The sequence below is a fragment of the Nonomuraea composti genome, assembly GCF_012034275.1.
Classification (GTDB): Bacteria; Actinomycetota; Actinomycetes; order Streptosporangiales; family Streptosporangiaceae; genus Nonomuraea; species Nonomuraea composti.
This window is the reverse complement of sequence record NZ_JAATEP010000013.1, coordinates 19,438-42,508: the sequence shown is the minus strand read 5'-3', so window position 1 is coordinate 42,508 and position 23,071 is coordinate 19,438. Positions and strand designations below refer to the sequence as shown.

General features: G+C 72.9%; 17 protein-coding genes and 2 pseudogenes. 9 read left to right on the top strand and 10 right to left on the bottom strand.

Annotation, left to right across the window (positions count from 1 at the left end):
* Window positions 1-53: 53 nt before the first annotated feature.
* Complete coding sequence (locus HCN51_RS19755; RefSeq protein ID WP_346433713.1) at window positions 54-1,037, bottom strand: C40 family peptidase; 984 nt, start codon at window positions 1,035-1,037, stop codon at window positions 54-56.
* A 78-nt stretch (window positions 1,038-1,115) separates the two neighbouring features.
* A complete protein-coding gene (locus tag HCN51_RS19750; RefSeq protein ID WP_168011005.1) occupies window positions 1,116-2,420 on the bottom strand; it encodes a cytochrome P450 in 1,305 nt (434 codons plus the stop codon).
* 87 nt (window positions 2,421-2,507) lie between these two features.
* Between HCN51_RS19750 and HCN51_RS19745 the strand changes: the two genes are divergently transcribed.
* Window positions 2,508-3,161, top strand: a complete 654-nt coding sequence (locus tag HCN51_RS19745; RefSeq protein ID WP_168011004.1) for a TetR/AcrR family transcriptional regulator — start codon at window positions 2,508-2,510, stop codon at window positions 3,159-3,161.
* Between the two features lie 32 nt (window positions 3,162-3,193).
* Here HCN51_RS19745 and HCN51_RS19740 read toward each other — a convergent pair whose 3' ends face one another.
* The 5 genes from HCN51_RS19740 to HCN51_RS19720 form a co-directional block, all read right to left on the bottom strand.
* Entirely contained in the window at window positions 3,194-4,585 is a 1,392-nt protein-coding gene (locus tag HCN51_RS19740; RefSeq protein WP_168011003.1) for a hypothetical protein, read from the bottom strand.
* Window positions 4,582-5,322, bottom strand: coding sequence for an alpha/beta fold hydrolase (locus tag HCN51_RS19735; RefSeq protein WP_168011002.1), 741 nt, complete (start codon window positions 5,320-5,322; stop codon window positions 4,582-4,584). The genes HCN51_RS19740 and HCN51_RS19735 overlap by 4 nt, the downstream gene beginning before the upstream one ends.
* 48 nt (window positions 5,323-5,370) lie before the next feature.
* Window positions 5,371-6,282 (bottom strand): aldo/keto reductase, encoded by a 912-nt coding sequence (locus HCN51_RS19730; RefSeq protein WP_206067271.1) that lies wholly within the window; start codon window positions 6,280-6,282, stop codon window positions 5,371-5,373.
* Window positions 6,283-6,340: 58 nt separating this feature from the next.
* Window positions 6,341-7,621 (bottom strand): PP2C family protein-serine/threonine phosphatase, encoded by a 1,281-nt coding sequence (locus HCN51_RS19725; protein ID WP_240973032.1) that lies wholly within the window; start codon window positions 7,619-7,621, stop codon window positions 6,341-6,343.
* Between the two features lie 82 nt (window positions 7,622-7,703).
* A complete protein-coding gene (locus tag HCN51_RS19720; RefSeq protein ID WP_168011001.1) occupies window positions 7,704-8,249 on the bottom strand; it encodes a dihydrofolate reductase family protein in 546 nt (181 codons plus the stop codon).
* 119 nt (window positions 8,250-8,368) lie between these two features.
* Between HCN51_RS19720 and HCN51_RS19715 the strand changes: the two genes are divergently transcribed.
* Together HCN51_RS19715 and HCN51_RS19710 are read left to right on the top strand one after the other, a co-directional pair.
* Complete coding sequence (locus HCN51_RS19715; RefSeq protein ID WP_168011000.1) at window positions 8,369-8,839, top strand: pyridoxamine 5'-phosphate oxidase family protein; 471 nt, start codon at window positions 8,369-8,371, stop codon at window positions 8,837-8,839.
* An 82-nt stretch (window positions 8,840-8,921) separates the two neighbouring features.
* A complete protein-coding gene (locus tag HCN51_RS19710) occupies window positions 8,922-9,587 on the top strand; it encodes an alpha/beta fold hydrolase (RefSeq protein WP_168010999.1) in 666 nt (221 codons plus the stop codon).
* 8 nt (window positions 9,588-9,595) lie between these two features.
* Here HCN51_RS19710 and HCN51_RS19705 read toward each other — a convergent pair whose 3' ends face one another.
* Window positions 9,596-10,357: an SDR family NAD(P)-dependent oxidoreductase gene (locus tag HCN51_RS19705; protein WP_168010998.1), complete on the bottom strand. Its 762-nt coding sequence runs from the start codon at window positions 10,355-10,357 to the stop codon at window positions 9,596-9,598.
* 313 nt (window positions 10,358-10,670) lie between these two features.
* Between HCN51_RS19705 and HCN51_RS19700 the strand changes: the two genes are divergently transcribed.
* The 3 genes and pseudogenes from HCN51_RS19700 to HCN51_RS63000 all read left to right on the top strand — a co-directional run.
* Window positions 10,671-11,402: a methyltransferase domain-containing protein gene (locus tag HCN51_RS19700; RefSeq protein WP_168010997.1), complete on the top strand. Its 732-nt coding sequence runs from the start codon at window positions 10,671-10,673 to the stop codon at window positions 11,400-11,402.
* Between the two features lie 106 nt (window positions 11,403-11,508).
* Window positions 11,509-13,797 (top strand): HelD family protein, encoded by a 2,289-nt coding sequence (locus HCN51_RS19695; protein ID WP_168010996.1) that lies wholly within the window; start codon window positions 11,509-11,511, stop codon window positions 13,795-13,797.
* Window positions 13,798-13,891: 94 nt separating this feature from the next.
* Window positions 13,892-14,005, top strand: a pseudogene (locus tag HCN51_RS63000) (hypothetical protein); the annotation flags it as partial.
* 179 nt (window positions 14,006-14,184) lie between these two features.
* On the opposite strand, the pseudogene HCN51_RS62995 reads toward HCN51_RS63000, so the two are convergent.
* Window positions 14,185-14,367 (bottom strand): annotated as a pseudogene (locus HCN51_RS62995) (MarR family winged helix-turn-helix transcriptional regulator); the annotation flags it as partial.
* Between the two features lie 213 nt (window positions 14,368-14,580).
* Between HCN51_RS62995 and HCN51_RS19685 the strand changes: the two are divergent.
* Complete coding sequence (locus tag HCN51_RS19685; RefSeq protein WP_168010995.1) at window positions 14,581-17,844, top strand: efflux RND transporter permease subunit; 3,264 nt, start codon at window positions 14,581-14,583, stop codon at window positions 17,842-17,844.
* An 85-nt stretch (window positions 17,845-17,929) separates the two neighbouring features.
* Here HCN51_RS19685 and HCN51_RS19680 read toward each other — a convergent pair whose 3' ends face one another.
* Window positions 17,930-19,054, bottom strand: coding sequence for a serine hydrolase domain-containing protein (locus HCN51_RS19680; RefSeq protein WP_168010994.1), 1,125 nt, complete (start codon window positions 19,052-19,054; stop codon window positions 17,930-17,932).
* Between the two features lie 135 nt (window positions 19,055-19,189).
* On the opposite strand from HCN51_RS19680, the gene HCN51_RS19675 reads away from it, so the two are divergent.
* The gene (locus HCN51_RS19675; protein ID WP_168010993.1) at window positions 19,190-22,315 is read left to right on the top strand and encodes an AfsR/SARP family transcriptional regulator; all 3,126 of its coding nucleotides are present in this window, start codon (window positions 19,190-19,192) and stop codon (window positions 22,313-22,315) included.
* A 219-nt stretch (window positions 22,316-22,534) separates the two neighbouring features.
* Window positions 22,535-23,071 (top strand): hypothetical protein, encoded by a 537-nt coding sequence (locus HCN51_RS19670; RefSeq protein ID WP_206067267.1) that lies wholly within the window; start codon window positions 22,535-22,537, stop codon window positions 23,069-23,071.

Sequence of the window (23,071 nt, the reverse complement as noted above, 5' to 3'; positions counted from 1 at the left end):
CGGCGATCAACCCGCGAGGGTGATCGGCCGGTGACGGTGATCGGCCAGTGCTTTCAGGGCCGGATGGCGCCGGCGAGGCGGCCCCGCCAGTAGTCGTCGAGATCGACCACCTTGACGACGTCGCCGGTCTGCGGGGCGTGCACCATCCGGCCGCCGCCCGCGTACATGCCCATGTGCCCCAGCCCCTTGCTGAACAGCAGGTCGCCCGGCTGGAGCTGGTCCAGGGGCACGCGCCGGGCGGCCCCCCAGGCCCACTGGGTGTAGGTGGTGCGGGGCAGCCGCACCCCGGCGGCCCGCCAGGCCGCCTGGGTCAGCCCGGAGCAGTCGAAGCTGTCCGGCCCGGTCCCGCCGTACCGGTAGGGCTTGCCGACCTGCGCGAAGGCGAACTGGAGGGCTTCGCGGGCGTTGCCGGTGGCGGGGCCGGTGTAGGCGATGCCGGTGCTGCGCGGGTTCCCATTGCGGTAGGCGCCGAGCCGGCGCAGCAGCCTGGTCTGCTCCTTGACGAGGCGCTCGACCTCCTCCTGCTTGCCGCGCACGTCGTCACGGGCCCGCGCGGCCGCTTCCAGGGCGGTCCTGGCCTGGTCGCGCCGCTCGCGCAGCCCCTTGGTGGCCTCCTCGAACGCCTGGATCTTCGCCGCCCGGTCCCGGGCCATCTGGTCGAGGGCGGCCATGCCGTTGAGCATCGCCTCGGGCCGCCCGCCGACGGCGATGTGCTGCCAGCCCATCGACGGGCCGAACTGGTAGTCGTGCACCGCGATCGCGGCCAGCTCCTCGCGCAGCCCCGCCACCTGCCGCTCCTTGCCGGCCAGCTCGCCGTCCAGCGCCTGGTGCTTCTTCCTGGCCGCGCGGTAGGTCTCCGTGGCCTGGTTGTAGCGCTCGACGAGCTGGTCGGCCCGCTCGTTCAGCTTCACCAGCCGGGCCCTGGCCCGGGCGGGCGACGGGTCGGCCCAGGCGGGGCCGGGGACGGCGGCCGCCATGGTCATGGTCAGGGCCGTCACCAGCACGAGCCTCGCCGACATCGAGACCGATACCGTCACCCGTCCGCCTCCTTCGTGCCGTTCCACAAGGGGGTACGCGGCGGGCGCGAAGGGTGTTCACCTCATTCACGAGCGGCATCAGTGGGGCGTGAACGTGCAGGGCAGCCGCTTGTAACCGTTGACGAAGCTGGACAGCAGCCGGTCCGGCTCGCCCGCCCTGATGTCCGGCAGCCGCGTGAACAGCTCGCGCAGCATCACGGTGATCTCGCGGCGGGCCAGGTTCGCCCCCAGGCAGAAGTGCGGGCCGGGCCCGCCGAAGCCGACGTGCGGGTTGGGGGAGCGGGTGATGTCGAACGTGTCGGGGTCGGGAAAGACGCTCTCGTCCCGGTTGGCGGAGGCATACCAGAGCGTCACCCGGTCGCCCGCCTTGAAGCGGTGGCCGTTCAGCTCGTGGTCGCGGGTGACGTTGCGGCGCATGAAGATCACCGGCGTGCTGTGCCGGACGATCTCCTCCACGGCCCCGCCGACGCGGGCGTCGAAGTCGGCCAGCAGCAGCTCGCGCTGCCCTGGATGGTCGGTGAGCAGCTTGAGCCCGTGGGCCAGAGCCGTGCGGGTGGTCTCGTTCCCGGCCGCGACCAGCAGCAGGAAGAACGCGCCGAACTCGCGCGGGCTCAGCCGTTCGCCGTCGATGTTGGCGTTGACCAGGGCGGAGGTCAGGTCGCCCGTCGGGGCGGCGCGGCGCTGCCGGCCCAGCTCGGCGGCCAGGCGGTGCAGCCGCCGGCCGGCCAGCGACACCGTGCCGAGCAGGCGGGCGGCGCGCAGGCGGCCGACCCGCGCGGTGCCGGCGGCGTAGTCGACGGTGCGGCCGACGTACTCGGGGTCGGTGTAGCCGACGACGATGTTGGTCAGGCGGACGACCCGCTCGTGCTCGCGCGGCGGGATGCCGAGCATGTCGCAGATCACCTCGACCGGCAGCCGCGTCGCCACCCGCGCGACGAAGTCGCCGGGCCCGCCGGCGATCAGGTCGTCCACGATGCGCCGGGCGCGGCTCGCGATGTCGTGCTCGGCCTTGGCGAGGGTCTTGGGGGTGAACGCGCGGGAGACGATGCGGCGGATCTTGGCGTGCCGCGGGTCGTCCATGTCGATCATCGAGGTGAACCAGCCGTCCATCCAGCGCGGCAGGTCGGTCGGGCTGGTGGCGCTGGGCTCGCTGCTGAACACCTCGGGCAGGCGGCTGGCCGCCACCACGTCGGCGTGCCGTACCAGCGCCCAGGCGCCCGGGTCCTGCCGCAGGAACGGCACCTTCGGCAGGGCGAACCGGCGCGGGCCCGGCTCGGCCCGCAGCATGGCGAACGCCTGGGCCCGCTCGTGCTCGGGCCGTTCCCAGAAGCGCAGGTCGCTCAGATCGATGTCGGCCGGGGTGAGGGCCGCGGGGTTGTCCATGACCACGGGGGCACCGCCTTCCCTAATCTGGTGTTCACCATCACCAGATTCGCCGCGCCCGTCAAGGGCTGCGGCAGAATCGGGGGCATGACGCCCCACCGCACCTCCCTGCGTCCCTACGGCGGCGTGCCCGCCGAGCAGCGCCGCGCCGCCCGGCGGGCCGCGCTGATGGAGGCGGGCCTCGACGTGCTGGGCACGCGCGGGTGGGCCGCCGCCACCGTACGGAGCGTGTGCGCCCGGGCCAGGCTCAACGACCGCTACTTCTACGAGAGCTTCCCCGACCTCGACGCGCTGCTGCTGGCCGTGGTCGACGACCAGGCCGCGCAGGCCACCGCCCTGATCACGGCCGTCGCCCGCCGGGCGCCGCGCCGCCCGCGGCCCCGCGCCACGGCCGTGGTCAGCGCCATCGTCGACTTCCTGACCGCCGACCCGCGCCGCGCCCGCGTGCTGGCCGGCGAGTTCCCCGCCAGCCCGCTGCTCCAGGAACGCCGCAGGAAGATCATCGAGGTGCTGGCCGGCATCTACGCCGACCAGGCCCGCGAGCTGCTCGACGAGGTGCCCCTGGGCGAGACCGACCTCGCGATGACCGCGCTGACCGTGGTCAGCGGCCTGTGGGAGCTGCTGTCGGCCTGGCTGCGCGGCGACGTGGACACCGATCGCGACCACCTCGTGGAGTACGTCGTCGCGCTGCTCCTGACCACCACGGAGCTGGCCCCGGCCCTCGACCGCCGCCTGCGCTGAAACGCCTTATCACCGGCGGGCCGGCGCTGCCGCTACCCGCCTGACCAGCCGATCTCCTGCCGCCCGGCCAGGAACTCCGCGGCCGCCTCCCACTCCAGCGGCAGCGGCATCGGGTACGTCGTCCTGATCCTGGCCAGCTCCCGGTGCCCGCGGATCAGCGCGGCGAAGTCGCGCGGGTAGGCGCGGGTGTCCACGCCGGTGAACACGCCGACCTTGCGCGCCCGCGCCAGCAGCCGCCGCCAGTCGCCGATCCCGGCCAGCCCCACCGACTCCACCCCGTGCGAGAACAGCATCAGCCGGATCTCGTCGAACGGATCCGCCCCGTCCAGGTAGGCCATGGCGCGGGCGTGCGACTGCTCGGCGTTGAACACCATCCAGTACGGCACCGACCCGCTGCGCAGCGCCCACCACGGCTCCAGCAGCAGGAAGCACTCGACGAGCAGCCGGTCGGCGGGCAGCCCCCGCCGCCGGTACCAGTCGCGGTACAGCTCGGCCACGACCGGGCTGAGGTCCTCCGGCTCGGCGTGGCGCAGCCGGGCCAGCCGCCACCCGTTGCGCGCCGCCAGCTCCTCCAGGTCGCCCAGCAGCTCCGGCTCGAACCCCCACTCCGCCTCCGGGGCGTCGCCGTCGGCGGGCGGGTAGTCCCAGCGGTCCCGGCCGGCGCCGTAGCGGGCCAGGTAGGCGGCCACCCGCGGCCCGCCGCTCTCGTACTCCCGCGGGGTGGCGCCGCCCAGCGCGCCGTGCTGGAACACGTACCGGGGCCCCACCCGCGTGACCGGCCGGCGCAGCCCGCACTCGGAGACGACCAGCGTCGCCCCGGCCGGCAGCGACTCCTCCAGGAAGCGCCGGTACGCCTCGGGCAGCCGCCGCCACTTGACCCGGAAGTACGTCATGCCGGCGATCATCAGCCGGTCCTGGTTGGCGTCGTGCATGTGGTGCAGCACCAGGTCGGGGTTGGCGGCCAGCAGCGCCTGCCCGGCCGCGCGGGCCGCCCGCAGGTCGCCGCGCGGGTCGTCGGGGCCGACGCCGTGCCGCCGGACCGGCAGCAGCAGCGTCTGCGGCAGCCACGGCGCCCGCAGCGCCGCCGCCAGGTGCACCAGCGCGCCGTTGGAGGAGCCGACGAACGCCACCGGGTACGGGCCGCGCGGGTAGTGGCCGCTCACCCAGCGGGCCAGCTCCTCGGAGCGGATGCCGGGGACGCGGCGCGGCGGCACCGCCTCGGCCCACCCGCCGGCCGCGTACAGCTTCTCCTTGGCCGGGCGCGGCAGCCGCGCCGCCGCTCCGGCCACGGCGGCGGCCACCGGCTCCAGCACGCGCGGGCCCTGCCCGAGCATGGGCACGTCCCGGTCGCGCAGGAACCGCGACAGCGCCCGCAGCATCCCGGTGGCCGAGTCGAACGACGCCACCGCCTTCTGCGGCCTCACCACGTCTCCAGGAACGCGGCGACCTCGCGCGCCAGCCCCGCGGGATCCTTGTACGGCACCATGTGCGGCAGCCCGTCCATGACCACGAGCCTTCCCCGGGGCAGCAGCCGGGTCACCTCCTCGGCCCACGCCTGGCTCACCATCCGGTCCGCGCCGCCCCGCACCACCAGGGCGGGCACGCCGACGTGCGGCAGCTTGTCCTCGATCCGGTCGCGCATCGAGGTGCCGAAGGCGGCCAGCACCTGGCGCGGCCCGGCGTCGGCGTAGTCGGCGACGTTCAGCGGCAGCATGCGCGGGCTCTCCCGCACGGAGTTGCGCAGCCACTGGCCGACCAGGCGGGCCGGCGTCCGCGAGCGCGCGTCCACGGTCGGCCCGACCAGCACCAGCGCGCCGGCCATGCCCGGGTGCCGGGCGGCCAGGTCCACGGCCACCTGGCAGCCGAACGACCCGCCGAGCAGGCACGGCCGCTCTAGCCCGCTGCCGCGCAGCCACCCGGCGACGGTGTCGGCGAGCGCGGTCAGCGTGAGCGGCGCCGGCGGCTTCTCGCTGCGCCCGAACCCGGGCAGGTCGAGGCTCCAGGCGTCGTGCGTGACGCCCATGGCGCGGACGAACGGCAGCAGCTCCCGGCTCGACACCCCGGCCCCGTGCACGCACACCACGGCGGGCCCCGGCCCCCGGCTGCGCCACGCCGCCACCCGCATGCCCAGGGCGGTGCTCATCAGCGCTTCGAGCGGCACGCCTGTCCTCCCCTCAGGAACCAGCGCCCCTACCCGCAGGCTGATCGCTCAGTCCACCGGGGACGGCGGCGGCGCGCCCAGCGCGTCCAGCTCCTCCCAGAACGCGTCCGGGATCACCGCGTCCACCAGGGCGTCCAGCGCCTTGAGCCGCTCGACGGAGGTGATGCCGACCACCGTGGAGTGCACGCGCGGCTCGCGCAGCGAGAAGTGCAGGGCCGCCGCCGGCAGCGCCACCCGCCACCGCTCGCACAGCTCCCGCACCTTCTCCACGTGCCGCCCGAACTCGGGTGAGATCGGCCGGTAGCCGTAGCGGGAGGCGTGCCGGGGCGAGCCGGACAGGATGCCGCCGCCGAACGGCGCGGCGTTGAAGACCAGCATGCGCCGCTCGGTGGCCAGCCGCAGGATGTCCTCGGCGCTCCGGTCGACGAGGGTGTAGCGGTTGTGGGTGAGCACCGCGTCGAAGGCGTCGGTGCGGATGTAGTCCTCCACCAGGGTGCCGCCGGCCGCGGCGATGCCGATGGCGCCGACCAGGCCCTGCTCGCGCAGCGCCACCAGCGCCGGCACGGCGCCGCCCGGCGCCATCGCCTCCCGCACCGTGATCGTGAACGGGTCGTGCAGGTGGTAGACCGGCAGCGTGGAGACGCCGAGCCGGGAGATCGTCTCCTCGAACGAGCGCATCACCCGGTCACCGTCGAAGACGCCTGTGCCGGGGTCGCGGTCGGCCTTGGAGAACACCGTCACCCCGTCGCCGGGCACCTGGCCGATCACCTGGCCGATCAGGGTCTCGCTGCGGCCGCCGGCGTACTCGTTGGAGGTGTCGAGCTGCCGGAACCGGCCGGACACCAGCTCCCGCGCCAGCCGCTGCCCGCCGGGCTCGCGGCCCAGCGCCGAGGTGCCGAGGGTGATCGCCTCCAGCGGGGTGTCCGTCCCGGGCACGCGGCGCGCCTGCTGCTCTGGCACCCTGTCCGCCTCTCTCGTGATCTGTACGATATGCGGGCGATCATCCCATGTGCCGGGATCAGAGGACGAGCTGGAAGCGGCGCCGCGTCTGCCACTCCACCGTCACCACGGTCGCATCGTCCTGCAACCGCCCCCGCTGGTGGGCGAGGATGGCCTGGATGAGGCGGCGCAGCGTCTCCGGCGCCGACATCCCGTCGGCCTCCCGCCGCACCACGAAGTCGATGAACCGCTCCAGCCCGAACAGCTCCCCGTCCGGGCTCTGCGCCTCGATGACGCCGTCGGTGTAGAACAGCAGCCGGTCGCCCGGCTCCAGCTGGTAGTGCAGCGGGCCGGTGGAGACGTTCAGGCCGAAGCCCATCGGCGGGTCGGGCACGCTGCCCAGCGAGGCCACCAGGTGGCCGTCGCGCAGCACCAGCGGCGGGTGGTGGCCGCGGTTGACCCAGGTGAGGTGCCCGGAGCCGAGGTCGAGCTCCGCGAGGATGCCGGTGGCGAAGCGGCCGCTGAACTGCTCCCTGATGGCCGCGTCGATCGCGTCGCCGAGGCCGGCCAGCTCCATGCCGTGCCGGCGGTTGTTGCGGCAGGCGGCCATAGCGATGGTGGCGGTCAGCCCGGCCGAGGCGTCGTGCCCCATCGCGTCGAAGATCGACAGGTGCAGGGTCTCGCCGTCGAGCGCGTAGTCGAAGGCGTCGCCGCCCATCTCGTAGGCGGGCTCCAGCGCGGCGCTGATCACGACGTCGTCGTTGGCGAACGTGCCGGGCGGCAGCAGGTTCCACAGCACCTCGGCCGACAGGGTCAGCGGGCGGGCGCGTACGAGCCGGGCGAAGGAGTCGCTGTGCGGCCGCTTGCTGATCACCATCAGCGCCACCAGCGACGCCAGGTCCTTGGCTCGCGTCTCGGTGAGCTTCCCGTCGTGCGGCACGCCCAGCCCGAGCACGCCGATCCGTTCGGTGCCGTCCAGCAGCGGCAGCCACAACATCGGCGTCCGCTCGTCGTGCGGCGAGCGGGCGCGCACGATCGTCACCGCGCGGAAGGCGCGGCCCGGCATGGTGCCGTCGATGCGCAGGCTCTCCAACGGGCGCCCGGCGGCGTCGTGCTGGCCCGGCAGCGGCACGAGGAGCTGCTGCTGCAGGTCGGTGGCGTAGATGACGGCGTGGGAGAAGCCGGCCATGCGGGCGTGCTCGTTCGCCTGGGGCGGCAGGTCCTCCATGCCGGCCAGGTGCATGGCCTCCAGCAGGCCGCCAAGGGCGCGCTCACCGTCACTCTGCGCGTCACTCTGCGCGTCGCTGTGCCCGTCGCTGTGCCCGTCGCTGTGCCCGTCGCTGTGCATGTCGCTGTGCATGTCCCCACCCCCTCGCCCGGTCACCTCCACCATCGGCCTCCTACCCATCTGGCGGCGGTAGGTGCCCAGGCGAGGGGCCGGGTCAGGTGGTGCGGTCCACGGCGTAGGAGGACTGCACGACGCCCGCCCCGAACACCCTGGTCGCCAGGTGCACGAGCGGCACGTCCCCGCCGGTCGCCCCGAACAGCGGCAGGCCGGTGCCGATCAGCACCGGCACCGTGGTGATGGTCAGCTCGTCGATCAGCCCCTCGCGCAGGAACGTCCGGATGACCTGCCCGCCGTCCACGTACACGCTCTTGGTGCCGCGTTCCTCCAGCTCGCGCAGCAGCGTGCCGAGGTCGCGGTGGACGGTGACGCGCGGGTCGGCGTCCAGCGGCAGGGTGCTGCTCAGGACGGCGCAGTGGCGGCCCTCGTGCGGCCACGGGTCGTAGGAGCGGCCCGGCTCGTACGTGCCGCGCCCCATGACGACGGTGTCGATGCCGGCGATGAACTCCTCGTAGCCGAGGTCGCTCCCGGCGGCCTCGCCTCTGCTGGTGAGCCAGTGCAGATCGCCGTCGCGGCGGGCGATGAACCCGTCGAGGCTGACCCCGATGAACACCGAGCACCTGAACGAACGGTTGATGGGCATGCGTCCCCCCATTAGTAAATGACTCTTCGTTTACAAACCTAGCGAGCCGGGCCCGCGTTTGTAAACGCCGATTCAGGAAGGGGCCGATTCTGTCGGCCGCGCCCGGCATGATGGGCGCCATGGCTTCATGGCAGGAGTTCGAGAGCCAGGCGCCGGAGCTGGCGAAGGCCGCCCGGCGGCTGATGGACACCTACACGCACAAGGTGCTGGCGACCTTGCGCAAGGACGGCTCGCCGAGGGTGAGCGGCATCGAGACGAAGCTGCACGACGGCGAGCTCTGGACGGGCTCGATGCCCGGCGCGGTCAAGGCCGCCGACCTGCGGCGCGATCCGCGCATGGCGATCCACGTCACCTCGCGCGACCCCGACCGCGGCGACCCGTCCTCCTGGGAGGGTGATCTGAAGCTGTCGGGCCGGGCGGTGGAGACCGCCGACGAGCGGGAGCGGGCCGCCTACGGCGTCTCCGGCTCCGACTCGCACCTGTTCCGCGTCGAGCTGACCGAGGTGGCGTGGACCAGGGTGCAGGGCGACGAGCTCGTCATCACCGCGTGGCGCGAGGGGGTGGGGGAGCGGGAGTTCCGCCGTAAGTAATCTACAGCGTAAAGGCGCCCGCCGCCGTCCGGCAGTGCTATCGTCGGAGATCGTACCGATCGGTTCGATCTCTGGAGTCGTCATGGCCACCTACGTCCTGATCCCCGGCATGTGTCACGGCGGCTGGTGCTACGAGGAGCTGACCGGGCGGCTGCGGGCCCGCGGGCACCAGGTCCACCCGCTGACCCTGACCGGCGTCGCCGAGCGGGCCCACCTGCTGCACGGCACGGTCAACCTCGACACCCACCTCCACGACGTCACCGCCGTCCTGGAGGCCGAGCGCCTGACCGACGTCGTGCTCGTGGGGCACAGCTACGGCGGCATGGTGATCACCGGCGTCGCCGACCGGGTGCCGGAGCGCGTCTCCGCCCTGGTGTACCTCGACGCCATGGTGCCGGGGGACGGCGACTCGTGCTGGAAGCTCGTCTCCGAGCGGGAGCGGCAGTGGTACGCCGACGTCGACGACACCGGCTGCGCCGTGCGGCCGCTGCCGTTCTTCGACCCGCGCGCCACCGCGCACCCGCTCGCCTCCCTGATGCAGCCGCTGCGCCTGACCGGCGGCCTGGAGCGGATCCGCCGCCGCGTCTACGCCTACGCCACGGGCTGGGACGGCCCGTCCCCGTTCACCCCCACCTATGAGCGGCTGCGCGCGGACCCGTCGTGGTCCACGCACGCCCTCGACGGCGGGCACAACCTCATGCGCGACGCGCCCCAGGCCCTCCTCGACCTCCTGACCGCCGTCGCCTGACCGGGGGGTCAGTGAACGGAGAAGCCGCCGTCCACGAAGAGCATCTGGCCGGTGACGAACGAGGAGGAGTTCCCTGCCAGGAACACCGCGGCGCCCGCGAAGTCCTCCGGCACCCCGTTGCGCCCGGCCATGTGCCGCGCGGCCATCGCCGCCACCCGGCCGGGCACCGCCTGGGCGGGCTCGGTGAGCGGGGTCAGCACGAAGCCGGGGATGATCGTGTTCACGCACACCCCGGCCGCTGACCACGCCTCGGCCTGGGAGCGGGTCAGGCCGGCCAGCCCCGCCTTGGCGGCGCCGTAGATGCCGCTGTCGCCGAAGGCGCTGATCGACTGCTGGGAGCCGACGTTGATGATGCGGCCCCACCCGCGCGCGGCCATCAGCGGCCCGAAGTGCTGGCCGAGCAGGTAGGGGGCGGTGAAGTTGACGGCGAGCGTGCGCTCGAAGTCGCCGGCCGTCAGGTCGGCCATGGGCTTGCGGATGTTGTTGCCGGCGTCGTTGACGAGGATGTCGATGGCGCCGGCGCTCTCGCACACCCGCCGCACGTCGTCGCGCTCGCCGAGGTCGGCGCTGATCCAGGAGGCGGTGACGCCGTGCCCGCGCAGCCGGGCCACGGCCTCCTCCAGCTTGTCGCGCCCGCGGGCCACCACCACGACCTCGGCCCCGGCCCGGCCGATCGCCTCGGCGACGGCGTACCCGATCCCGGAGCTGCCGCCGGTCACCAGCGCGCGCCGGCCGTGAAGGGAGAACAGCTCCCGCAGATAGTCCGACATGCTGGAGAAAGCTAGCACCCGCCGTCTCCCCGGAACGCCCCGCCCTCAGTGTGACCAACGGCACAGCCGGCCGCGCCCGGAACGGGTGCCGGCGCCGCGCTGGAAGGCCCGTCCCCGCCTCCGGACGCGCGGACGGCGGGCGCGCACCCCCTCCGCGAAGCACGGGTCCGGGCCACGCGGGACGGGCGGTCCACGGCGCCTTCCCGGCCTGCCGGAAGGGCGCGTTGACCAGGGAGAACAAGGGCCGATGGCCGTAGGATCGCGAGGGTCGGGCCGCGCGGGGCGGCCCCCTTCTACCTTCCGGAGATCCCGAGTGAAGCGCACCATCCGTACGATCGACGACGTCCTGGCCCTGATGGACACGATGTTCGCCGCCGGCGCCGACCGGTGGACGGGCAACGCCTCCACCTGGTGGGACGGCTTCTACGCCGACCGGTCCAAGCCGGTGCCGTTCTTCGTGGCGGGCCCTGACGAGAGCCTGGCCTCCTACGTGGAGCGGGGGCTGCTGGCTCCCGGCCGGGCGCTGGACCTGGGCTGCGGGCCGGGCAGGAACGCGGTGTTCCTGGCCTCGCGCGGGTTCGAGGTGGACGCGGTGGACCTGTCGCCCGCCGCCGTGACGTGGGGGCGGGAGCGCGCGGCGGAGGCGGGGGTACAGGTGCGGTTCGTGTGCGGCGACGCGTTCACCGCGCCGGAGCTGGCCGGGCCGTACGACCTGGTGTACGACTCGGGCTGCCTGCACCACCTGCCGCCGCACCGCCGGGTCAGCTACCGGGCGCTGCTGGAGCGGGTGCTGGCGCCGGGCGGGCACCTGGGGGTGACGTGTTTCGCGGCCGGCCGGATGGGGTCGGACCAGAGCGACGAGGAGCTGTACCGCGACGGCGAGCTGCACGGGGGGCTGGCGTACACGCCGGAGGAGCTGCGGTGGTTGTTCGCCGACTACGCCGAGGTGGAGCTGCGCCCGATGACGCCGCAGCCGCCCGGCGGGCCGCTCTTCGGCGCGGATTTCCTGCTGTCGGCGCTGTTCAGCAGGCCGACGGCGGCCTGAGCCGCACAGGGGGGTTTGCGTGACGGCGGCAGGCGGGTCTAAGCTCGAGGATTACCATTCTCCACTACGAGCTCCCACAGACCTCCTGTTAGGAGTATACCACCGAATGACTAATCGTCAAGATGGTCTCGCGCAAGCCCTTGACACCGAACAGCGCACCGTGTCGTGGCTCTACGAGCGGCTCGACGCGGCCCGGCACAACGCCCAGCGCACGCTGCGCGAGGTGTACGCGAGCGGCTCGATCGCCGTCACCCGCCAGGCGCGGGTCGAGCGCGAGGCGCTGGCCTCGGAGCAGGCGCGCCGCCTGGCGCAGCTCAACGCGGTCGAGCGGGGCCTGTGCTTCGGCCGCATCGACGACGCCGCGGGCGCCAGCACGTACATCGGCAGGATCGGCCTGCGCGACGAGGCGCACGAGTCGGTCCTGATCGACTGGCGGGCGCCGGCGGCGCGGCCGTTCTACGTGGCCACCGCCACCGACCCGGGCGGGCTGGTGCGGCGCCGGCACCTGCACCTGAAGGACCGCGTGGTCGTCGGCATCGACGACGAGGTGTTCGACCTGGAGCGGATGAGCGAGGGCGACCGGCGCACGCTGGTCGGCGAGGCGGCCCTGCTGGCGGCGCTGCGCCGGGGCCGCACCGGCCGGATGGGCGACGTGGTGGCCACCATCCAGACCGAGCAGGACCGCGTGATCCGCGCCTCGCTGCAGGGCGCCCTGGTCGTGCAGGGCGGCCCGGGCACCGGCAAGACGGTCGCGGCGCTGCACCGCGCCGCCTACCTCCTCTACACCCACCGCGACACGCTGGAGCGGCGCGGCGTGCTGGTGGTCGGCCCCAACCCGATGTTCCTGCGCTACATCGGCCAGGTGCTGCCCGCGCTGGGGGAGACGCAGGTGGTGATGACCACGGTGGGGGAGATGTTCCCCGGCGTGCGGGCCTCGGCGGCCGACGAGCCGCGGACCGCCGTCGTCAAGGGCGACCCGCGGATGGCGGAGGTGGTGGCCGCGGCGCTGGAGCTGCGCCGGCCCGTCCCCGAGGACGACCTGGTGGTGGAGCTCGACGGGCTGCGGCTGCGGGTGCCGCGCGAGACGTGCGCGCGCCTGCGCGAGCGGGCGCGCGCGGTGCGTCTGCCGCACAACATGGCACGCAAGCTGTACGTCACCGAGCTGCTCAAGGAGCTGGCCAAGGCCGAGGCGCGAGCCCTGGAGGAGTCGCTGCACATCGAGGACCTGGTCATCGAGGGCGAGCCGGAGCTGAGCGAGCCGCTCGACCTGGAGGGCGACCTCGACGAGCTGGACCTGGAGCTGGCCTCGCAGCGGCTGTGGGGCGAGCCCGCGGTGCGGCGGGCGGTCGACGGGCTGTGGCCGGAGCTGACGCCGCAAGAGTTCGTGGCCGACCTGCTGGCCTCGCCGGACCTGCTGCGCCGGGCGGCGCCGCCCGGCCTGGACTGGCAGGCGCTGCTGCGCCCCCGCCAGACGCCGTGGACGGTGGAGGACGTGCCGCTGCTGGACGAGGCGGCCGAGCTGCTGGGCGAGGACGACTCGGCCCGGCGGGCGGCGGCCCGTCTGGAGGGCGAGGAGGTCGCCGAGCAGGAGCTGTACGCGCGTGAGGTGCTGACCGTGACAGGCGTGGCCGAGTCGGGCCTGTTCGAGCGGGCCGACGTGCTGGCCGGCCGGCACGCCGACGACGGCCTGGAGCTGACCACCGCCGACCGGGCGGCGGCCGACCGCGGCTGGGCCTACGGGCACGTGATCGTGGACGAGGCGCAGGAGCTGTCGCCGATGGCCTGGCGGATGATCATGCGGCGGGTGCCGGCCAAGTCGCTCACCGTGGTGGGCGACGTGGCGCAGACCGGCTCGGCGGCCGGGGCCCGCTCGTGGGCGGAGGTGCTGGACCCGTACCTGGAGGGGCGCTGGCGGGAGGAGCGGCTGCTGGTCAACTACCGCACGCCGGTGGAGATCATGCGGGTGGCCGCCGACGTGCTGCGCGCGTTCGCGCCCGGCCAGGAGCCGCCGGAGTCGGTCCGCGAGGGCGAGGCGGAGCCGCGCGCCGTCCGCATGCCGGTCTCCGGGCTGCCGGAGCTGGTGGCCGGGGAGCTGGCCGAGATCGGCGCCGGGGCGGAGCAGGGCCGCCTGGCCGTCCTGACGCCGGACGCCCGGCACGCGGAGGTGGCGCGGCTCTTCCCGGCGGGGGACCTGGACGCGCCGGTGGTGGTGCTGACGGTGGGGCAGGCCAAGGGGCTGGAGTTCGACGCGGTCGTGGTGGTCGATCCGGCGGGCATCATCGGGCAGTCGCCGATGGGCGGGCAGGACCTGTACGTGGCGGTGACGCGGGCCACGCGGCGGCTGACGGTGGTGTACGAGGGCGAGCTGCCGCCGGTGCTGTCACGCCTGGCATAGAAATCTACTTTGTAAAGGCGCCGGGTCGAAGCTTGCCCCATAAACCCTGAGAACAAACCCCGCAGCGGCCGGAACCGGCGCGGCGCCTCACGCGTTGTCAGGGGCGAGCTCGCCTGGGACGGCCGGCCCGTCCGGGTCGGTCTTCTCTGGGCCTGTCTTGTCCGGGTCTGTCTTGTCCGGGTCTGTCTTGTCCGGGTCTGTCTTGTCCGGGTCTGTCTTGCCCAGGTCTGTCTTGTCCGAGGCGAGCTTGTCGGCGACGTCGCGGATGGTGCGGGTGACGTGGTCGAGGGTGCGCAGGGTCTCGGTGTCGAGGTGCTCCATGATGCGCCGGTACTGCTGGATGCCGGCGTTGTTGATCTCCTCGATGACGCTCGCGCCCGCGGGGGTGAGCTCGACGCGGCGCACGCGGCGGTCGTGCGGGTCCTCGTGCCGGCTGACGAGCCCCTGGGCGACGAGCCGGTCGACGATGCCGGTGACGGTGCCGAGGCCGACGCCGAGGTTGTGGGCCAGGTCCTGGCCGGAGGCGGAGCCGTTCATGGACAGGATCATGATGACCTTGAGCTGCCTCATGGTGAGGTTGGAGCTGAACAGGGGGGATCGGTGCTGGGCGAACAGCCGTGCCAGGCCTCGCTGTGTCTCGGTGATCCGGCGGATCAGGTCTTCGCGTTCGTTGCTCACGCTCACCTCTCGCTTCCTGAGAAGGTTATCAGGAACGCTTGAGTGATCTAAATATTCGTACAAGGCAAAGTGTTAGTCTGGGGCGAACTCTTGGGAGGGGACCCTATGACCGCATTTGCTCGGTTGAGCCTGGTCAACCGGAGCCTGGTGATTTTGGTGGCGGTCGTGATCACCGCGTTCGGCGCGTTCACGATCCCGCAGTTGAAACAGCAGTTGCTGCCGTCGTTGTCGTTCCCGGGCGCGTTCGTGGTCGCGTCGTATCCGGGCGCGTCGCCCGAGATCGTCGAGGACCAGGTGACCGCCCCGATCGAGGACTCCTTCCAGGGGCTCACCGGGATGGAGCAGATGACCTCGACCTCGAAGGAGGGCCTGGCGCAGATCCAGGTCGCCTTCGAGTACGGCACCGACATCGAGTCGTCGCTGAACAAGATGCAGCAGGCCATCAGCAGGGTGACCCTGCCCGATGGCGTGGACCCGCAGGTCGTGGCGGGCAACACCGACGACATCCCGGTGCTGGTGCTGGCCGTGGGCGACGGCGGCGACGAGCGGGCGATGGCCGACAAGCTGCGCCGCATCGTGGTGCCGGAGCTGCAGGGCGTCGAAGGCGTACGTGAGGCCACGATCACCGGCACCCGCGACGAGGTCGTCACGATCGAGCCGGACACCAAGAAGATGGCGCAGAAGGGCGTCTCGGCGGCGCAGATCCCCGACGTGCTCAAGGCGAACGGGACGCCGATCCCGGCCGGCACGCTCACCGCCGACGACAAGTCGCTGTCGGTGCAGGTCGGCTCGCGGGTCGACTCGGTGGAGAAGCTGAAGAACCTCTACCTGACCCCCGCCCAGCCCTCGGCCGCCCAGCCCTCGGCCGCCCAGCAGCAGGCCCAAGCTCAGGCTCAGGCCCAGGCCGGCCGGGCGCAGGCGCAGGGGCGCGGGCAGGTGCCGCAGCAGGCCGTCGCGCCGCCGAAGCCGCCCAAGCCGGTCAAGCTGGGGGACGTCGCCACGATCACGCGCGGGCTGGCGGACGCCACGACGATCACCCGTACCGACGGCAAGTCCAGCCTGGGCGTGTCGGTGACGATGGTGCCCGACGGCAACGCGGTCGCGATCTCGCACGCCGTCACCGAGAAGCTGCCGGAGCTGACCAAGGCGCTCGGCGACGGCTCCGACACGGCCGTGTCGGTCGTGTTCGACCAGGCCCCGTACGTGGAGCAGTCGATCGAGAGCCTGACCACCGAGGGCCTGCTGGGCCTGGCGTTCGCGGTGCTGGTCATCCTGGTGTTCCTGCTGTCGGTGCGCTCGACGCTGGTCACCGCGGTGTCGATCCCGCTGTCGGTCGTGATCGCGCTGATCGTGCTGTGGGCGGGCGACTACTCGCTGAACATGCTGACGCTGGGCGCGCTGACGATCGCCGTCGGCCGGGTCGTGGACGACTCGATCGTGGTGCTGGAGAACATCAAACGGCATCTCGCCTACGGCGAGGCGAAGCTGCAGGCGATCCTGGCCGCGGTACGCGAGGTGTCCGGCGCGGTGACCGCCTCGACGCTGACGACGGTGGCGGTGTTCGCGCCGATCGCCATGGTCGGCGGCATGGTCGGCGAGCTGTTCAGCCCGTTCGCGATCACGGTGACGGTGGCGCTGCTGGCCTCGCTGCTGGTGTCGCTGACCGTGGTGCCGGTGCTGGCGTTCTGGTTCCTCAAGGCGCCCGACCTGACGCCGGAGGAGGCGCGCAAGCAGCGCGAGGAGGCCGAGGCCAAGGAGCTGCGCTCGCCGCTGCAGCGGGCCTACCTGCCGGTGCTGCGCTTCGCCACCCGCTTCAAGCTGGTGACGATCCTGATCGGCGTGGCGGTGTTCGTGGGCACGATGGGCCTGGCCGGCGGGCTGCAGACGAACTTCCTGGACTCCTCCGGCCAGAACACGCTGTCGATCTCGCAGCGCATGCCGGTGGGCACCGACCTGGCGACCACCGACAAGGCGGCCAAGAAGGTCGAGGACGTGCTGGCCGGGCAGGACGGCGTAGACACGTACCAGGTGAACGTGGGCGGCGGCAACGCCATGATGGGCGGCACCGGCGGCGGCGCGGACCGCGCGTCGTACTCGGTCACCCTGAAGGAGGACGCCGACACGGCGACGGTCGAGCAGGCGCTGCGCGACAAGATCGCGGGCCTGTCGGGCGTCGGCGAGGTCACCGTCGGCGGGTCCGGCGGCGGCGGGTTCGCCTCCGACACGATCGAGGTGATCGTGCAGGCGCCCGACACCGAGACGCTGCGCACCGCCACCGACGCCGTCAAGACCGCGATGGGCGAGGTGTCCGGGCTGCGCGACCTGACCTCCAACCTGGAGACCAGCGCGCCGCGCGTCGAGGTCGTCGTCGACCGGGAGGAGGCCGCCGAGCGCGGCCTGTCGGAGGCGCAGGTCGGGCAGGCGGTGGCGCAGGCCTTCCGCGGCGCCCCGCTGGGCCAGATCACCCTGGACGGCCGCGCCAGCGACCTGGTGCTGCGCGGCGCGGACGCGCCGGACGACATCAAGGCGATCGAGGACCTGAAGCTGGCCACGGCCGGCGGCACGGTCAAGCTGTCGACGGTGGCCGACGTGCGCGAGGTGGCCGGCCCGACGCAGGTGACCAGGATCGACGGTGAACGCTCGGCCACGGTCTCGGCCAAGGCGGCCGACTCCGGCAACCTCGGCGCCGTGACGCAGGACCTGACGGCGAAGCTCGACGGGCTGCGGCTGTCGGCGGGCGCCTCGTACAAGATCGGGGGCGTGTCGGCGGACCAGGCCGACGCCTTCTCCGACCTCGGCGTGGCGATGCTGGCCGCGATCGCGATCGTGTTCCTCATCATGGTGGCGACGTTCCGCAGCTTCATCCAGCCGGTGATCCTGCTGGTGTCGATCCCGTTCGCGGCCACTGGCGCGATCGGCCTGCTGGTCGCGACCGACACGGCGCTCGGCGTGCCGGCGCTGATCGGCATGCTGATGCTGATCGGCATCGTCGTGACGAACGCGATCGTGCTGATCGACCTCATCAACCAGTACCGCGACCAGGGCATGGGCGTCGTCGAGGCGGTCATCGAGGGCGGCCGGCGCCGCCTGCGCCCGATCCTGATGACCGCGGTCGCCACGATCTGCGCGCTGACGCCGATGGCGCTGGGCGTGACCGGCTCGGGCGGCTTCATCTCGCAGCCGCTGGCCATCGTGGTGATCGGCGGCCTGATCTCCTCGACCCTGCTCACCCTGATTCTGGTGCCCACCCTGTACGTGGTGGTGACCAGGAAGCGCGACCGCGGCCCGCGGCACGCGTCGGGCGCGCAGGGCGGCGAGCGCAGTGCGGACGAGGCGGGAAAGGAGAACCTGGCGGGCCAGCCGGCCTGACTCCTTGGGAAGGTGCCGGACGCCCGGCGGGATCGCCGCATCCCGCCGGGCGTCCGGCTGCACGGCGGCAGGAGCGCCCGGTGCCTCAGCCGGCGAGGCCCGTCCGGGCGAGCTTGAACAGCAGCTCCCAGCTCTTGGCCTCGGTGTTGGTGTGGAAGGCGATCGCGCGCTCGCCGTCGGGCGTGGCCAGGGCGCCGAACATGTGCCCCCAGTAGCTGCCCGCCACCCCGCGCGCAGGGATGCCGCCGGTCACCGCCGGGTCGAGCTCGAAGGCGCCGAGCCCGTAGCGGGTGTGCGGCAGCCAGTTGGCGCCCTCGGTGGAGACCGTGGTCCACATCTTGCGGTGCTGCGCGGGCGGCAGCAGGGACCCGCCGGCCAGCGCGGTGATGAGCCGGAGCATGTCACCGGTGGTCGAGACGATGTTGCCGGGCTCCCAGGAGGTGTCGAACTCGGTGACGTCCAGGGGCGCGAGCCCGGGTTCCTCGACCATCGACTCCCAGTTGCCGGGGGTGACGCCGGCCGGGTCCACGCCGTCCTTGTAGAACTGGGTGGAGTAGGCGCGCGGGTGCGGGCCGGGGAAGGTGGTCTCCCCTTCGGGCCGCACGTAGCTGGAGGTCAGGCCGAGCGGCTGGAAGAGCGTGCGCTCGACCTCCTGGGCGTAGGTGGTGCCGGTGACCTGCTCGATGAGCGCCACGCACACGGCGAAGCCGCCGTTGGAGTAGACGAAGCGCTCACCGGGCCGGCCGACCGGCGGCTGGGAGACCGCCAGGCGCAGCAGGTCCTGCCGGCTCCAGGCGTCGAAGCGGTGCCGGGCGAACGCGGACCGGCTGGTGTAGCGGGCCACCAGCTCCGGCGCCAGACCGGTGGAGAACAGGCCGCCGGTGTTGCTGAGCAGATGCCTGATGGTGATCTTGGTGCCGTCGTAGCCGCCGGTGTCCAGCACGCCGGGCAACCACGTGCTGACCGGGTCCTCGATGTCCAGCCGGCCTTCCGCCTCCAGGGTGAGGATCACGCCGGCGATGAAGGCCTTGTCGCCGCTGCCGATCGGCACCAGCTCCCCTGGCACCCGCTGGGCGCCGGTCGTCAGATCGGCCACGCCGGCGGTGCCGAACCAGGTGGTGCCGTCGGGATTGCTGACCTCGGTGACGATCCCCGGGACGCCGACCTCGGAGACGGCCCACTCGAGCACCTGCTGCGTCTTGTCGTGCATGTCCTGCCTTTCACATATCCGTCGTTGGACGGTCTCCACGATGCGGGCCGCCGGTGACAGCGCTCTCACAGCGCTCTCACAGCGCTACGACAGGCGGCGTGATCGCTGTGAGCGGACCCTCATAGCCTGGTGGCCATGCGGATCGAGGTGCTGGGGCCGGTGCGGGCCTACGGCGACGGCGGGGCGCCGATCGACGTCGGCGGGGTCAGGGTGCGTGCGCTGCTGGCCAGGCTGACGCTGGCGGGCGGCGAGGTGGTGCCCGCCGATGCGCTCATCGACGCGCTGTGGGGTGAGCGCCCGCCACGGGAGAGCGTCAGAGCGCTGCACGCGCTGGTGTACCGGTTGCGGCGGGCGCTGGGCGACGGCGAGGTCGTCGAGCTGGCCTCCGGCGGCTACCGGCTGCACGTGCGCGCCGAGGACGTCGACGCCTGCCGCTTCGAGAAGCTGGCCGGGCAGGGCCGCGGTGAGCTGGCCGCCGGCGCCGGCCGGAAGGCGGCCGCGCTGCTGGGCGAGGCGCTGGCGCTGTGGCGGGGGGAGGCGCTGGCCGACGTGCTCGACGTTCCCTTCGCCGCTTCGGCCGCCACCCGGCTGCAGCAGCTGCGGACCGCGGCCACCGAGGACTGGTTCGAGGCGAAGTTGCTGCTGGGCGAGCACACGGAGATCCTGGCCGATCTGCAGGCGGCGGCCGCGGCACATCCGCTGCGCGAGCGGCTGGCCGTCCTGACGATGCGGGCGCTGCACGCGGCCGGCCGTCAGGCCGAGGCGCTGGCCCTGTACGAGCAGGTGCGCCGCACGCTCGCCGAGGACCTGGGCGTCGACCCCTCCGAGGAGCTGCGTAAGACGCACCTGGCGGTGCTGCGCGGCCGGAGCGAGCCGCCCGAGCACCGGAGGGCGGCACCGGGCCGGCTGCCGGCCCCGCTGACCGGCCTCGTCGGCCGGCAGGAGGAGCTGAGCCTGCTCGCCGGCCTGCTGGAGAACGCGCGGCTGGTCACGGTCGTCGGTCCCGGGGGAGTGGGCAAGACCCGCCTGGCCGTGGAGGCGGCGCGCCGGCATCGGGCCCATCGGCGCGGCCGCGTCTGGTTCGTCCCCCTGGCCGGGGTGGACACGCCGGATGGACTGCCCGAGGCGGTGCTGGGCACCATCGCCACGACGGAGGCCCTGCCGCCGGGGACTCCGCTCGATCGGTCGGTCACCCTGCTGGCCGGCGGCGAGGGCGTGCTCGTCCTGGACAACTGCGAGCAGATCGCCGCAGCCGTGGCCGAGTTCGCCTGCCACCTGCTCGAACGTCTGTCGTCCCTGACCGTCCTGGCCACCAGCAGGGAGCCGCTGGACGTCATGGGCGAGGCGCTGTGCCGGCTGGCGCCGCTCGCCCTGCCCCCGGCACACGCCGACCCCGTTCGCGCCGCCCAGGCCAGCGCGGTGCGGCTGTTCCTCGACCGGGCGGCCGCCGTACGGCCCGGCTTCACGCTGGACGCGTCGACGGCGGGCCCGGTGGTGACCATCGTGCGCCGCCTGGACGGCCTGCCCCTCGCCCTGGAGCTGGCCGCGGCGCGGCTGCGCACCATGAACGCCGACGAGCTCTCCGGGCGGCTGGACGATCGCTTCCGGTTGCTCGCCACCGGCAACCGCACGGCCCAGCCGCGGCAGCAGACGCTCCGGGCGGTCATCACCTGGAGCTGGGACCTCCTCACCGACCAGGAGCGGACGCTCGCCCGCCGGATGTCGATCTTCCCGGCGCGAACGGGCCTCGGCCCGATCGCGGCCGTGTGCTCGGACGACCCCGCGGAAGATGTCGCCTTTGTGCTGGATTGCCTGGTGGACAAGTCCATCGTGGAGCGGGCCGGTGACGGCTACCGGATGCTGGAGACCATCCGGGCGTACGCCGCCGAGCAGCTCCGCGCCGCCGGGGAGCACGAAGCCGTACGACACAAGCTCACGCGCCACTACGCCGGCCTGGCCGGGCGGCACGAGCCGCTGCTGCGCTCGCACCGGCAGGCGGAGTCGCTGCGGGTGTTCGACCTCGAGTACGACAACCTCCTGCACGCCCTGCAGACGGCCGTCGACGACGGCGACGCCGAGGCGGCGGCCCGGATCCTCGGCCCGCTGTACTGGTACTGGGACACGCTGCGCTATGACGGCCGGGCCGACGGCTACGTGGCCAGGGTGCTGGAGTTCGGTGACGCGCTGCCCCCGGCGGCCAGAGCCGCGTTCACCGTGATCCACCTGCTGGCCGGTGAAGCGGACGCCGGGCGGTTGCGGGCGGCGGTCGAGGACTGCGCGCGGACGGGCGCGCTGCTGCGCTATCCGATGCTGCTGACCATGACGCTGACGGCCGCCTTCATGGCCGGCCTGGACGACCTGGCCGACCGGGAGATCGCCCGGGTCCGGTCCGGCTCGGACCGCTGGGCCGTCGCGCACACCCACCTGGTCGAGGCGCTGCGCAGCCGCACCCGTGGGGACTGGAAAGGCGGCGCGAGCGCGGCGGTGCGGGCGTTGCGCGCGTTCGAGGAGGCGGGCGACCGGTGGTGGACCGCGATGATGCTGAACGGCACGGCGCAGATCCACGCCGTCGAGGGCCGCCACGACGAAGCGGTCGCCGACTACGAGCGCAGCATCGCGATCAGCGCCGGCCTCGCCTGGCAGGAGGAGATCTCGTCCCGGCTCGGGCTCGCCACGCAGCGCATGCGCGCCGGCGACATGAAGGGCGCCGCGCACGACCTCGAAACCGCGCGACAGGCGGCATGGGAGCGCGGCCTGCCCCTGCTGGAGACCCAGGTCCATGCCTGCGCGGCGGAGCTGTACCGCCGCCGCGGCGAGATCGACCGGGCCGATCGCGAACTCGACCGGCTGGAGAGCGCCGCCCGCACGTCGTCCCTCCCCCCGGAGACGAGCCGCAGCCTGCTGCTGCCCGCCAGGACGGCGAACCTCCTGACCGCCGGCGACGCCACCCGCGCGCGCCAGAGCCTGCCGGCCGCCATCCAGGCGGCACACCAGAACATGGACCTCCCGCTGGCCGCCCAGCTCCTGGCCCGGCTCCTGCTGCTGGAGGGCGATCCGGCGGGCGCGGCCACCGCGCTCGGCATGAGCGAGGCCATCCGCGGCACCTTCGACCGCGGCGACCTGGAACTGAGCGCCCTCGTATCCACCCTCGTGGACCGGCTCGGCCACACCGGCTACACCACGGCCTATCAGCGGGGCGCCGGCCTGCCCCGGGATGAAGCGATCGACCGCCTGATCAACAATCGGATGGAGGCAAATTGATCTACATTGTTAAGGCGGTTACTCGTTTCACCATCGACCATGCAAATCCTGAGGAATGGCTCAAGCTCCTGGCCAGCCTAGCGGCCCTCCGGACATAGTCCGCGAACCGGGTCCGTGGCCGCCGATCGCCTGAGGACCGTGGCCGGGACGGTTCACCGGGTCTTTCCTGCTCATGAGGGAGCTCACTTCCGGATCGAGTAGCTGGGACAATCGCCTGTCGTGATGGGTATCTCCGGCTTCGAGCCGACTTTTCTCGTCGGGCTCCAAGCCATCCGCGATGAACACGGGCAGGGTCTGGCCGCGCTCGGCGGCCGGCGTCTGACAGGCTTCGCGCTCGTACGTTTCATCGAGAACGGGGACTGGTATGCCGACTGTCCCGTCGTCCTGGACTTCGACGGCGTCCAGGTGGAGATCAGCCACTGGAAGTTCGATGAGCTGTCGATCAGCTGGAACACCATCGACACAGCGGCTGCGATCACCGGCTGGGAGGAGGATGACGACCCCACCCCGGTCTGGTCCGGCACCGACGAACGGCTTGAGCCGTTCGTCGGCCAGGAACTCCGCGAGGTCGCTCTGCTCGTGTGGCATCCATCGTCGCGTGACGACATGGCGGGTGGCACCGTCGCCGTGGAGTTCGTCTTCGACAGGGGCCGCTTCTGTATCGCCAACGGCCTGGATGAGAACAGCATCGAGGTCGGTGAGGCCCTTCCAGAATGGGTGCGGCACCCCCTGGGTGGTGGCATACAGCCTGATTAG